Consider the following 13,070-nt stretch of genomic DNA (forward strand, 5'->3'; position numbering starts at 1 on the left):
AGGCGTCGAGCGACGGCGTACACCGTGGACAAGAGCACGAACGATGATCCCAGGCAACCCGAACACCAGGCGCCCACTGTTCCAGGAACGCCCGGCCTGACCAGGCGATGAACCCCGGCGCTGGCAACAAATCGTGTTCTTGAGCCCCACACGGTTGAGCACTCGCTGAACGAGGGCGATCGACACCTGAGCAACCCCACCCCATGACGTCCCCGCGCATTCAACCCGTCAAAGACCGTTGATCGTCGCTTGTGCAGCGGGCAGTCCACCAGGAATCGACTGCCTACCACACTATCGCTCAGCGGGCCGTTCCCTCCTGCGACCAGAGATCGGCGAAGTGCTCCATCTGACGGAGTACAAGCTCGATGGCCTTCGCCTCGTAGTCCGGCGGATAGTTGTAGCGAGCCAGAAGCCGCTTGATTGTCGTGCGAAGACGAGCACGGACCGGCTCCCGAGAGATCCAGTCCTTCTTGAGGTTCGCCTGGATCTGAACGACAAGGTCGCGGGCGATAACAGCCAGGACCTCATCACCCATCACCTTTTTGGCGGTTCCGTGATCGGCCACGGCATCGTAGAAGGCGAGTTCCCGCCAGTTCAGCGGCGGGCTGAACTGCTCACCGCGCTGGGGATCGGCAGCGATTTCCTTGGCCAGTTCCACCAGTTTGGCGATGATCTCTGCGCTGGTGAGCTGTTCCCTCATGTAGCGGATCATGAGGTCCTGGAGTCGCTCGGAGAAGGTCGTCTGGCGGACGATGTTGTGCTTGGTGACCTCGCGCATCTTCTTCTCGATCAGCCGCCGTAGGGCCTCGGCCGCCAGGTGCGGGGTGGGGCCGTCGGCCAGCTTGGCGACCAGCGCCTCGTTGAAGTGGGTGAGGTCAGCCGTCTCCAGACCCGCCTCGGCGAACAAGTCCGTCACGCCCTTGGTCTCCACCACGGTGGAGGTGAGCTGCGCCAGATACAGCTCCACGTCACGGGCGACGGGCAGTCCGCGGGCTTCGCGGTCCATGGCGTCCAGCTTGGCCATGTAGCCGCGGACCTCGACGAAGAACTGGATGTCGCGCAGCCACATGGGCTGGTCGGGAAAGCGCTCGCTGATGGTGCTGGAGGCCGAGGTGAGGGCGAAGAAGCGTTCGAGCCGGTGCGAATGGTCCCTGAAACGACGGCCGAGCGTCTGCTTAGGGTCGTCCAGCTTCTCCGGGTTGTTTCCGGGCGTCCGGATGTCGCGCAGGTAGTTCGCGGTGCGCAGGGCAGCGTCGATGAAAGCGGTACGGCTGGGCGCGGTCAGCATGCCCCGCCAGTCGACCCCGCGCAGGATGCCGTCGATGATGTCGTACTCGTTACGCAGCTCCTCCAGTGCGCGATCCAGGTCCTGGCCGAGGGTCTGGTCCCGCTGGTCGTTCGGCGAGTACTCCTTGATGGCCTCCTGGAGCTTCTCCGTCAGCGGGGCGTAGCCGACCAGCAGCCCGTCCTCCTTACCGCGGAAGCGCCGGTTAACCCGGGCCAGCGCTTGCATGAGCGCTGCGCCCTTGAGCGGCCGGTCCAGATACATGGTGTGGATCGGCGGTGCGTCGAAGCCGGTCAGCAGCATGTTGTTGACGATGAGTAGTTCCAGCTCGTCGTCCTCGTCCTTGGACCGGTTGATGACGGCCTTGCGCTGGGAGTCTCGCAGGGCGTGGGCGCGCAGGTGTTCGAGGTCTTTCCTTGAGTCCGACGAGAACACAATCTTCATCGCGCCCTTGGTGTGGTCATCGTGGTGCCACTCCGGCCGCAGCTCGCGCAACGCGTCGTAGACCCGGACGCAGATCTCCCGAGTCGCGCAGACGATCATCGCCTTGCCCGGCGAGCCACCCTCATCCGAGATGCCGACGAACGGCTTCATCCGATCACGCCTGGCTTCCCAGTGCGTCACGAGGTCAGCGGTGAGGTCCCGAATACGGGCCGGCGCACCGTACATCGCGTTCATGGTGGCGACGTGCTGCTCGATCCGCCGCCGTTCGGTCTCGTCCAGACCGTCCGTGATCCGGTTGGCCTCCGCGTCGATCTGCTCGGGATCGAGGCCGTCGTCTAGGACCAGCTCGACCACGCGGCTCTCGTGATAGACCTTCACCGTCGCGCCATCGTCTGCGGCCCGCTTCAGGTCGTATACATCGATGTAGTCACCGAAGACCTCGCGGGTGTTGCGGTCGGCCTCCGAGATCGGGGTGCCGGTGAACGCGAGCAGGGTGGCGTGCGGGAGCGCGTCGCGCAGGTGCCGAGCATAGCCGTCGAGGTTGTCGTAGTGGCTGCGGTGCGCCTCGTCCACGATGACGATGATGTTGCGCCGGCCGGACAGCAGCGGGTGCTCAGCCCCTGACTCCTTCTCCTCCTTGGTTCGGCCGAACTTTTGCAGCGTGGTGAAGAGGATGCCGCCGGTCCGCTTGGAGGCGAGCTCCTCGCGCAGGTCCGCGCGAGTCAGGATCTGCTTCGGCTGTTCCGGCAGAATCTCGCTCTGCAGGAAGGTGGAGTAGAGCTGGTCGTCGAGATCGTTGCGGTCGGTGATGACGACGATCGTCGGGTTGAGCAGGGCGGGGTCGCGCATGACCAGGTTGCTGGTCAGCACCATCTCCTCGGACTTGCCTGAGCCTTGCGTATGCCAGACGACGCCCGCACGCCCGTCGGTCTTCGTGGCTTCCTGTACGGCCAGCGCAGCCCTGGTGACCGCGAAGAACTGGTGCGGTTTCGCGATCCGCTTGACCCTCTGCGAGGGCACGAAGTTAATGAATCCACTAGCTATGCGGAGAAATCGGACCTGGTCAAAGAGACCGTGGAGTGCCAGCTTCTGCGCCGGCTCGGTCCACTCCTCGACCCGATTGCCCTCCTCATCCACGTTCCAGGGCGCGTAGTGCTCGAACGGGGTGAACGGGGTGCCGTACTTCGCGGTCACCCCGTCGGAGAGCAGCACGACCGCGTTGTAGCGGAAGGCGATCGGGAACTCCTTGACGTACCAGCCGATCTGGGCGTGCGCGTCTTCCAGGGTGGCGTGTTTGTCTCCGCCCCTTTTGATTTCCAGTACTGCAAGCGGCAGGCCGTTGACATAGCAGACGATGTCGAACCGGCGGTTCTTCTCGCCCTGGATAACGGTGACCTGCCGGAGAGCCCGGTAGGTGTTGCCGGCCGGGTCGTCGAAGTCGACCAGCTTCACCGTGGGATTGTGCCTGGCGCCGAACTGGTCGGCGTACTCGACCGAGCGGATGCCCTGGAGGAGGTTCTTGTGGGCGGTGCGGTTCTCCTCGTAGGCATCGGTTGAGCTCGCTCGGGCGGCGTGGTCCATGGCATCACGGACCGCGTCCGGGGGGAGGGTCGGGTTGAGGCGTTCGATGGCTTCGCGCAGGTCGGGGTAGAGGATCAGGTCGTCCCAGGACTTGCGGTGCCCGGAGCCAGGGGCGAACTCGTTGCCGTTGCCGGGTTCCCAGGTGAGTTCGCCGAGTTCGTCGAGGGCGAGGATTTCCCAGTCGGCTTCGAGGGGGCGGAAGTTGGGTGTTGAGGAGCGAGGAGGGGTCATGTCATATCCTCGACAATCTTCTCGGCATCCCTGACACGGAGACGCCCGGACATGAGTTGAGGGAGCAGGGTGTCGCGAAGCTCTGCCAACGATCGCGACTCCGCTCGACGCGTTGCAGCCAACTCGTCAAGCGCTCGCAACTCGGCAACGAGTTGCGAATCTCCACGTTGCGGAACCCTGATCTCGAGTTTCGTAATGAGGTCAGTAGACAGGCGGCCTGCCCCGATGCTCGTTTCGTCGACCATTTCAAGGATGGATTGCGTATTGCTTCGAATCCCATGAAATAGAACATGCGGGTCGATCTGATGACAAGGGATAAGAGCCTTGCAGTCTTGCCCGAAAGCCACCTCGCGCTGAGTGATGCCGATGCGAAACTCCGTCTTTAGACTGGATCCTCGCACAACGAACAGCACAACTTCTGCAGGGACGAGACGGGTCCCGGATTTCGTGCCGAGATCTGTGACATTTCGGTCCGAGCTGTCAATCCACGGCGACTTGAGACTCAAGGCCGATATCCACGGGATCTCGCCACCCCAGAATGAGGGCTCTCCTGTCTTTGGAGTGCCCCCTGACAGCCATATTGCGGCATCGCCTAGTGCAATCGACTTCCACTCGCTATGCGCAGCTTCTCGAAGATACAGAGCCTCAGCTAGTTTCAGCGCTGTATCGGATGTGCGCTCGTTGACGGCGATCTTGTCGTCCAGCGACCCAAGGAGCGCTGCAATCGTCTCTTGCCCATAACGTTGCGGGAGGGCGATAGAGAGCGAAAGAATATCTGACAGGGCCAGAAAATCGGCCATGTCGGTCTGGCTCTTAAGATGGCTGGCCTGAGCCCAGAACTCGGCGCTCTTAAGCCAGTAGTAAAGGTATCGCGGCAGCAGTGGACCGCTAGGCGTCGGCCTGAAATATATCAGTTGAGGACTGTAGGCATATTTGGGCCCACCGGGCGGCATAATGGCGACACGCCCCACAGTCCCTTTAGCGGTCAGGACGACATCGCCAGGCCTGGAAACCTTTGACGCCGTTTCCTTCGGAGGATTGCTCGGCGCGTCGACCATGAATGCATGTTTAATTTTACCGTCGAGGACATCGGCGACTCTAAGGATGGCAAGTTCCGAACTGACGGATCGAGGCCGTCCAGCGCCGACCTCGATCAGGTTCTCATCCACCAATTCGGAAAATGTGTATCTGCGTGAGGACAGCACTTTCATCAGTCTTCCTCCAAGTCGTCGACGGCGGATTCGAGTTCGTGCAGGGCGTCGAGCTGGGCTTCGGCCTTGGCGAGTTCGCGTATTTCTTTAGCCGCGTCGTCGCCCGCCCTGGCGGCTTCCAGAGCTCGGCGCCGGGTGTCGTGGTCCTCGTAGCGCTCATGGCAGATGGCCTCGGCCGCTTCGTGTGACACTCGCCCGGAGTTGGACAGCACCTTCATATCGTTCATCTCGATGAACCGATTGGTGATGATCACCCACTCGGCCATGGTGAGCTGCTGGCGGCGGCGGGCGCGGAGCTCGGCCGTATCGAGGAAGCCGGTGGTCAGCATGTTGAGCATGCCGATCTCATCGGAGTCCAGGTAGTTCTTGGCCACCAAGACGTCGGCCTTGCGGACTCGGGAGCCCTTCCAGGTGGTCAAGCCCATGTTCGACTTGGCGGGGTCGGCCCGATCCACGATCAGTTCGGCGGCGGTCTGCCCGCTTACCGCATAGATCAGCTTGTTCTGGATCGTGGCGAAGAAAGTCCGGGCAGTTTCAGAGGCGGGGTCGTAGTCGGCGCTGGTGGCGACAAACACATCCTTCACCTTCTGATAGAACCGCTTCTCCGACGCCCGGATCTCGCGGATCCGCTCAAGCAGTTCGTCGAAGTAGTCGAACCCGCCTGGGTCCTTGAGCCGCTCGTCGTTGAGGATGAACCCCTTGACCAGGTACTCCCGCAAGGTGGTGGTCGCCCATTGGCGGAACTGGATGCCGCGTGGCGATCGGACGCGGTAGCCGACCGCGAGGACCATGTCGAGGTTGTAGACCAACACTTCCCGGCGGACCTCACGAGTGCCTTCCTGGCGAACTATTTGATGGCGTCTAATAGTTGCCTCGGTCAGCTCGCCATCCTCAAGGATCGCGGCGATGTGGACGTTGATGGTAGGAACGGTGCGCTCGAAGAGCTCGGCCATCTGGGCCTGGGTCAGCCAGACCGTCCCGTCCACGGCACGCATCTGGATCTGGTTGCGGCCGTCCTCAGTGCGATAGAGGATCAGTTCGCCGGTCGGCTCAACCATCGAGCATCCCGAGCTGCTCGCGGACCGTCCTGGCCAGTCCGGCGGACTTGTCGAAGAGCTCGAACAGCTCGTCGGTCAACGTGGCGATCCGCTCGGCGAGCGCTTCGGCGTCCTCCTCCTCGGTCTCGACCGCGCCCACATACCGGCCCGGGGTCAGCACGTAACCGTGGGAGCGGACGGTCTCCAGGTTTGCGGAGAAGCAGAAACCGGGCTCATCGACATACCCCAACCCGGCCGAGCGGGCGGAAGCCGTACCCCGCCACGCGTGGAATGTGTCGGCGATCTTAGCGAGGTCGTCTTCGGTGAGAATCCGCTCTGTCCGGTCGATGAGAGTGCCCATGTTCCTGGCATCCACGAACAAGATCTCACCCCGCCGATCAGCCAGGCGCTTGCCGCCCTGCGGAGTCTTGTCGCGCGACAGGAACCATAGGCAGACCGGAATCTGAGTGGTGCGGAAAAGCTGCGCGGGCAGCGCGACCATGCAGGCGACGAGGTCGTTGTCAACAAGTGACCTGCGGATCTCGCCTTCGCCGTTCTGCTGCGAACTCATCGACCCGTTGGCCAGGACGATGCCGGCCGTACCACACTCGCCCAGCTTGCTGATCATGTGCTGGAGCCAGGCGTAGTTGGCGTTGTTCTTCGGCGGCACGCCGTACTTCCACCGCGGATCCGACTCGTCGCGTGGCCAGTCCTTGATGTTGAACGGCGGGTTGGCCAGGATGAAGTCGGCCTTGAGGTCGGGGTGCTTGTCGTCGTCGAAGGTATTGCCCCAGCGCGGCCCGAGGTTGCCGTCGATGCCGTGGATGGCCAGGTTCATCTTGGCCAGCCGCCAGGTCCGCTCGTTGAGTTCCTGACCGAAGACAGAGATGTTCGAGGTCTGCCCGGCGTGAGCCTTGATGAACTTGCCCGCCTGGACGAACATGCCGCCGGAGCCGCAGCAAGGGTCGTAGACCCGTCCCTCGTAAGGCTCAAGGATCTCGACCAGCAGGCGGACGACGCTGCTCGGGGTGTAGAACTCGCCGCCTTTCTTACCCTCGGCCCGGGCGAAGTTGCCCAGGAAGTACTCGTACACCTCGCCCAGCACGTCCTGGGCGGGCTTCTCGCCGTGGCCGGAGAAGCGGGCGTCGCTGATGAGGTCCACGAGCCCGGCCAGCACCTTCTGGTCCACCCGATCCTGGTTGAAGATCTTCGGCAGGACGCTGGTCAGCGCGGCGTTCTCGCGCATGATGGCGTCCATCGCCTCGTCGAGCAGCCGCCCGACCCCCTGAGCCTTTGCGTGGGCGGAGATCCACGACCAGCGGGCCTCCTCAGGGACCCAGAAGACGTTGTGGCCGGTGTATTCGTCCTTGTCCTCAAGGAACTCCTCCAGCCGGTCTTCCGCGATGCCCTCGTCGGCCAGCTCCTTGGCGAGAGCCGTACGGCGCTCCTCGAAGGCGTCGGAGACATACTTGAGGAAGATCAGCCCGAGGACGAATTCCTTGTACTGCGCAGCGTCGAGGGAGCCGCGGAGCTTGTCTGCGGCCTTCCAGAGGATGTCGCGGATCTCCTTGGTCGAGGAGGCCGTGAACAGTTCCGCCTGACTGGCTGGGGGCATGGAGTCTTCTCCTTCAGCTGAGTGTGAGCGTGCCATCGGCCAGGCCGGCAGCGGTGAGCCTGGCCAGTTCGTCCAGCGCGGAGGTCTGCGCCCGAAGGAGCGCGCCGCGCCGGTCGATCTCGGCCAGAAGAGTGTCGTACTTGAGGGCCTCATCCGGGGTGAGTTCCGGGATAACGAGGTCCTCGATCTGCTTGGACGTCCGGACCGTTCCGTCGACCCGGCGATGGCCCACGGCGGCGGCCCGCAGCAGGGCGGCCAGCACGCGTGGCCGGACAGGCCTCTCGGTGTCCTGCCGTACTCGCAGAATACGGGCAGGGTAGACGACGACTGAGAGACCGTCCTTGTCGACATACGCCCCCAGATCCGGGCTGGCGGTGACAACGACATCACCAGGCTGGGTCAGCGCGGCGTGTTCGTAGGTGGAGGCGAACATGAATCGGTCGATCCGGCGGAGCCCGGGAGACGCCGCGCCAAGTACTTCTGCCGGGGTCAGGATGATGTGTTCCCCCTCGGCAGTGATGTGTGCAGCGTCAATGCGATGGCCAGGCAGCCGACGCAACCGGCGCTCTTGGAGCATCCGGCCGACAGTCGTCCGCCGAACCGTCTGCTCCTCCGGCCGGAGAACGGCATGCGTGTGCACCGTGCCCGTCTCGTGTACTGCCCGCTCGAGCAACTGGCTGAAGTGGATTTCCAGCTCCGAGATGAGGGCGGGGCGTTCAGTCACCTCGCGGGTGTACCGAGTTTCGAGCGCACGGCCACGCGGCGTGAGGGCTGCGCCCGGGTACTTGTCGAGCGACCCCACCGAGAAGATCGCGCCCTGCCGTACGGCATGCCGGGGGTCGGGCCGCCAGCCTGCCTCCCGGAAGATCTGCACGTCCGCGACCAGTGCCTCCAGCGTCTGCGGGGTGAGCGGGCGCGCGGACAGGTCGCTGAGCAAAGCCAGGCCGGTCCACTCTTGCTCCGGTGTACGGCTCAGCACCCACAACGCGGTCCGGTAGGCGGGCCGGTAGGGAAAGACCCCGTCGGGAAGCGCCACGGATGCCTTGAGCAGGTTGTCGGTCAGCAGCGACCGGCGGATCAAATCGGCTTCACCGTGCGAAGCGAGCTCACCGATCAGCACGTCGGCAGGCCCGAGGACGACAGCGGTCTGGCGGGGGCCCAGATGGTCGATGAGATCCTGAACACGACGCAGGATGGCCACGGGGTCGCGAGTCTCACCCGGCTCGTAGGGCAACGCACAGACAAGGAGATCCGGGGCTCCCCAGTCCGCGGTGTCCAGCGTCTTGCTCTCGGTCACCTCCGAGTCGAGATCGGTACGGCCTGCGGTGAACAGCCGCCGCCTGGCCAGCCGGGCGAACGCCGGGTCCGGATCGGCGGCGAGAAGTGTGTGGTCAGCGGCGTGCTCGTGGAACGCGGCCAGAAGGCCTCCGCTCCTGGCATACGGCACGGCGATGAGCGAGCCAGGAGAGAGCTGGTCCACGCCGGACAACTGAACCATCGCCTTCGATACGAGCGGCAGCGGTTCGTCGGCGATCAGTTCGGCGGCGCCGAGCGGGCGGCAGCGCTCCATGACCCACTCGAAGGCCTCAGCCGGCGAGTACGCAGCCTCTGCCAGGGCATCAGCGAGCGCGGCGAGTGCCACGGAGCCCTCCGGCAGGGCGCGGAGTTCAGACAGCAGATAGGAGTCGTCGAAGTCCACGCGGGCGGCCTGCCGTACCAGAGAAGGCCAGTCGGAACCCCCGAGTGTCGCATCGGTCTGCGCCCGCAGGCAGAGGAGGCTGGTCAGCCCGCCGGCCAGGACGGCGGCGGGGAGGCGGTCGCGCCACGCGGTCAGAGTGTGAAGGGCCAGCTCCGCCCGGAGCCTGCGGGCATCAGTGTTGCCATGGCCGGTCAGCAGAAGCCAACTGGCCACATGCTCACCGTCGAAGAGCGGTCGGCCGTTGTCACGGGCGACCGGCTCCGGGAAGTCGGCGTGGCGGCGTGCCCATGTGGTGACCACGGGCCGCTTCACTCCGGCCAGGGCAGCGATCTCCGCGAAGGAGATTCGCCAGCGGGGCTGTTCGGTCATGGTCACCTCCTCAGAAATCATTGCGATCACAGCCTACGGACGGAGCGGTCAGTTTTCCATCGAAGAGCTGATAACGAGGGTTATCAGCTCTTCGAAGACGTATTTCCTCTGTTTTCTGCCACGGTTCTCTCGTCAGCCCATGAGGCTCGTTAGTCTCAACCGCGAGAGGACTCGACATGGCCAACTACGCCCCCGGTTTCGGCCCCCACCCCCAGCAGCCCGGCTGGCCCCCGGCTGCGCCGTACGTCCCGCATCAGCCGGTGCGCCGCCGCAAGCCGTGGCTTTCCTACACTCTGACCATCCTCGTTTCGCTGATTGTCGGGGTTGGCCTCGGAAGCAGCGGTGAGGCTGACACCACAGCCGCCAGCTCGCGTCCCACCGTCACGGTCACCGAGACCGAGCGGGCGGAGCCTGTGACCGTCACGGAAACCGTCACCGCCAAGCCCGAACAGGCTGCGGTGGAGGACAGCGGCCCGCTGACCACCATCCCGGGCGACGGCCAGTATCTGGTCGGCGAGGACGCCAAGGCCGGCACCTACAAGACCGCCGGCGCCGACGGCTACAACTGCTACTGGGCGAGCCTGAAGGACGCCTCCGGCGAGTTCGGCGCCATCATCGCCAACGACAACGTCAAGGGGCAGACCTGGATGACCCACAAGAAGGGCGAGTACTTCAAGACCAACAGCTGCCAGGGGCGGACGAGGGTCGGCTGACATGAGCGCTGAGCACCAAAGCACCCCGGTCGCCGCCGCGAAGGCCACAGCCCCGCCCGCCACTCGCAAGACCTCCCTCTACCGCCTACGCGCTGCAGGCCGGAGCACGCACACGAACCTCCGCACGTTCATTCTCTCCCGCTACTTGGATCGCGAAGGCTTCCAAACTCGCACGGTCGATCACGAGGGCCTCTCCGGTCTCCTCATCACCGGCACGATCGCCCCCGGCCCCGCCGATTGGTGCGACCCGCTCAGTGCCCTGAGCGGGCACCCCGTCGCCGAGGAGAACCAGACGACCCTCGCCCTCCTCCTGGTCCGCACCGAACAGGCGGTCTACGGCCTCACCTACGGCATGGGCCACCTGATGATCGACCCGGCCCGGATCGACCCCGGATTCGGGATCGAGCTCGCCATCCGCTGCCTGGACGCCGACCGCATCACCAAGGTCCGCCGCCAGGTCATGGACGCACGCGGCCGAACCGACGAGAACTCCGCCACCGGCGGGGAAAACATCCGGGGCTTCGGCATCGAGCAATTCGGAGAAATCGTCAGCCAGATCTCCGGCCAGATCGCCAACGTCCCGCTCACCTTCACCAAGGACCGCACCCGGCCCGCGCACATCACGGGCAACGACCGTTCCGTCAAGCTGCCACTCGGCAGCACCCCCGCCTCCCTGCTGCACGACCTCCAGCGAATCGAGGAGGTCTGCGCCCAGCCCAGCCCGCTGCCAGAGTTCGAGTTCATCGCCCAGGTCCGGCCGCTCCTCCGGAAATCTGAGCAGGCCCAGCACCTCGATGAGCGCCTGGACGCCATGCTCGGCGGAGACGAGTACGCCCTTCTCGCCCTCGCCGTACCCAGCCTCTGCCGGGATCGCTACGACTTCGCGGAGTCCTTCAAGGTGACGCTCGGAGGCCGCTCCCAGCACCACGCCGAGCTTGAGATCGACCAACTCGTCGTAGCGGTCCGGCACCGGCGGCCGGGCAATCGCCTGCGTGCCCTGCGCGACGGGCGCGTCCAGATGTTCGCCGGAGCCGAAGGAAACGAGCCGATCAGCAGCAAGGTCCCCGCCGACCACTGGCTCACCGCCGAGGTGTCGGAGGGAAGCTGTCACTACTTCTACTGGCAGCGGCGCTGGTATGAGATCGGCGCAGAGTACCTCGTCGTCATCGAGCAGCGGATCGCTGAGCTTCTCGCCCGTTCCACCAAGGTCACGATGCCGCCCTGGCCCAAGGGCAGCAGCCCTAAGGATAAGGACGAAGACTGGTACAACAAAGAGGTCGCCGCCCAGGACGGGTACGTCCTGCTCGACAAGAACACCGTGCGCACGGCCCGCCTGCGCGGCGGCGGGCTCGAGATCTGCGACGCCCTCGGGCCCGCCGGCCAGTTCATTTGCGTGAAGAAAGCCGAAGCGACCGCCGAACTGAACCACCTCTTCGCGCAAGGCCGGGTCGCCATGGAAACCCTGCGCTTCGATACCGAGGCTCAGGAGAAGTTCCTGGCCAAGGTCGACGAGCTCGCCCCCGGCCACGCCCTGGACAGGACGTTCAGGTCGCTGACCCTCGTCTACGGCATCCTGCTCAAGGACGGGGTGCTGCTGACCTCTGGCTCCCTGTTCTCCTTCGCAAAAGTCTCGCTGCTGCACGCGGTGACCGCCCTGGAGGGAATGGGCGTGCGCGTGGAGATCGTCCCTATCTCCCGAACCTCAGACACCGGGATGATCGCTTTGGAGGAAGAAGCAGACCCGTCTTCCTGACGGTCACCAACCCCGTCAAAAGCCGTTCGCTGGCATTCGCTGTGAAAGGCGACCGGGCTTGGGCATCTGCCCAGCAAATCACCGCGGTCATCCGTGCTTGGCGAGCCGCCCCGCGTTCACCAACGACCTACTGCTTGGCCTGGGCTGCTCGGCCTGACCGGTGCCTCGCCCGCACTTGAGCCCAAAGGCCCTGCGCTTCCGGCTCCTGCATACCACCGCTGCCCGCCTGGCACGCGGCCAGCGTAGAACGCGAACCCAAGGGCTCATGACCTGACTCTGGGTCCACGACCTGGCCGCGTGCTTCACCTTCGCCCTGGGGATTGGTCCTCCTGGGCTGTCCACTGCCATCACGCTCGGCCCACCCAACCTCGAAGGGAACCCCATCTAGTCGGGCCGCGGACCTCGACGCCCACCAGCGCGACAGCCTGGCGAAGACGCTACCCAGGAGCATTCGACAACAGCATCGAGACGACCGCCGCACATGCGTTGGCCACCGGCTCAGACAACGCGATATACCTGTGACCGATCATGGTCGCCCGTGGCGATGCTGACGAGATATATTTAAGGTGAGGCAATCTAAGGAGCCACAGTGACGAATAACTGGCGAGAAACTCTTACGACCGTTGGGTTTCGCCCATATGGCAGCCTCGGCGCCATGCGCGTTCGAGTGGAGGACGTGGAGTTCGATGCTATTCCGCATCCCATAAACGGCCTATCGATTTCTGTTTCGCACGTAGGCACACGTGCTGCAACCAGCTACGAGAGGTTCCTGCCCCTAGACAGTGACGTGCAGACGATTGCGAAGATGATGGCCGAAGCGTTCGAGAGCATTCACCCCGAGAGGCGAGACTAGACTGTGGATTAGCCTCCGTTCAGATAGGTGTGCGTCGCCTGAGGTGCGGTGAATGTCGGCCACCTCCCTGGCGGACGCTCCGCCAACCAAACGCAAACCAGGACGGTCAAGGGATACCACCCCGCCCATGATTGCTCGGCGGATGCTCATCGGCATCCGATACGGCATAACACCGGACGCCATTCTTGGACATTTTAGAGGGCGACATTTTCGACCGGAGTGGTACATTGAAATACGGAATGGTACAGCTAGGCATTAGAGCAGCGGACTTTTAATCCG

General features: G+C 64.3%; 7 protein-coding genes. 2 read left to right on the plus strand and 5 right to left on the minus strand.

The genetic code is table 11. The annotated features are described in order from the left end of the window. Window positions 1-298: 298 nt before the first annotated feature. The 5 genes from ABEA43_RS16385 to ABEA43_RS16405 are packed head-to-tail and all read right to left on the minus strand — an operon-like array spanning window position 299 to window position 9,472. Window positions 299-3,541, minus strand: coding sequence for a type I restriction endonuclease subunit R (locus tag ABEA43_RS16385; protein WP_345562641.1), 3,243 nt, complete (start codon window positions 3,539-3,541; stop codon window positions 299-301). Continuing rightward, a complete protein-coding gene (locus tag ABEA43_RS16390; protein WP_345562643.1) occupies window positions 3,538-4,752 on the minus strand; it encodes a restriction endonuclease subunit S in 1,215 nt (404 codons plus the stop codon). Before ABEA43_RS16390 ends, ABEA43_RS16385 begins: the two co-directional genes overlap by 4 nt. Beyond that, complete coding sequence (locus ABEA43_RS16395) at window positions 4,752-5,810, minus strand: virulence RhuM family protein (RefSeq protein WP_345562645.1); 1,059 nt, start codon at window positions 5,808-5,810, stop codon at window positions 4,752-4,754. Before ABEA43_RS16395 ends, ABEA43_RS16390 begins: the two co-directional genes overlap by 1 nt. Continuing rightward, on the minus strand, window positions 5,803-7,404 hold the full coding sequence (locus tag ABEA43_RS16400; protein WP_345562647.1) for a class I SAM-dependent DNA methyltransferase: 1,602 nt from the start codon (window positions 7,402-7,404) through the stop codon (window positions 5,803-5,805). The genes ABEA43_RS16395 and ABEA43_RS16400 overlap by 8 nt, the downstream gene beginning before the upstream one ends. A 13-nt stretch (window positions 7,405-7,417) precedes the next feature. Then, window positions 7,418-9,472: an N-6 DNA methylase family protein gene (locus tag ABEA43_RS16405; protein ID WP_345562649.1), complete on the minus strand. Its 2,055-nt coding sequence runs from the start codon at window positions 9,470-9,472 to the stop codon at window positions 7,418-7,420. 176 nt (window positions 9,473-9,648) lie between these two features. Here ABEA43_RS16405 and ABEA43_RS16410 point away from each other — a divergent pair, with 176 nt between their 5' ends. Together ABEA43_RS16410 and ABEA43_RS16415 are read left to right on the plus strand one after the other, a co-directional pair. Then, window positions 9,649-10,185 carry an Rv1352/Rv1906c domain-containing protein gene (locus ABEA43_RS16410; RefSeq protein ID WP_345562651.1) on the plus strand — a complete coding sequence of 179 codons (537 nt, stop codon included), beginning with the start codon at window positions 9,649-9,651 and terminating at the stop codon, window positions 10,183-10,185. Between the two features lies 1 nt (window position 10,186). Then, window positions 10,187-11,938, plus strand: coding sequence for a DUF6119 family protein (locus ABEA43_RS16415; RefSeq protein WP_345562653.1), 1,752 nt, complete (start codon window positions 10,187-10,189; stop codon window positions 11,936-11,938). Window positions 11,939-13,070 lie beyond the last annotated feature (1,132 nt).

The organism is Nonomuraea rosea, assembly GCF_039539705.1.
Lineage (GTDB): Bacteria > Actinomycetota > Actinomycetes > Streptosporangiales > Streptosporangiaceae > Nonomuraea > Nonomuraea rosea.

Excerpts from the sequence above, each read along its gene's own strand:
- ABEA43_RS16405 (WP_345562649.1), bottom strand. The coding sequence starts at position 9,472 with ATGACCGAACAGCCCCGCTGGCGAATCTCCTTCGCGGAGATCGCTGCC.
- ABEA43_RS16400 (WP_345562647.1), bottom strand. The coding sequence starts at position 7,404 with ATGCCCCCAGCCAGTCAGGCGGAACTGTTCACGGCCTCCTCGACCAAG.
- ABEA43_RS16385 (WP_345562641.1), bottom strand. The coding sequence starts at position 3,541 with ATGACCCCTCCTCGCTCCTCAACACCCAACTTCCGCCCCCTCGAAGCC.
- ABEA43_RS16410 (WP_345562651.1), top strand. The coding sequence starts at position 9,649 with ATGGCCAACTACGCCCCCGGTTTCGGCCCCCACCCCCAGCAGCCCGGC.
- ABEA43_RS16390 (WP_345562643.1), bottom strand. The coding sequence starts at position 4,752 with ATGAAAGTGCTGTCCTCACGCAGATACACATTTTCCGAATTGGTGGAT.
- ABEA43_RS16395 (WP_345562645.1), bottom strand. The coding sequence starts at position 5,810 with ATGGTTGAGCCGACCGGCGAACTGATCCTCTATCGCACTGAGGACGGC.
- ABEA43_RS16415 (WP_345562653.1), top strand. The coding sequence starts at position 10,187 with ATGAGCGCTGAGCACCAAAGCACCCCGGTCGCCGCCGCGAAGGCCACA.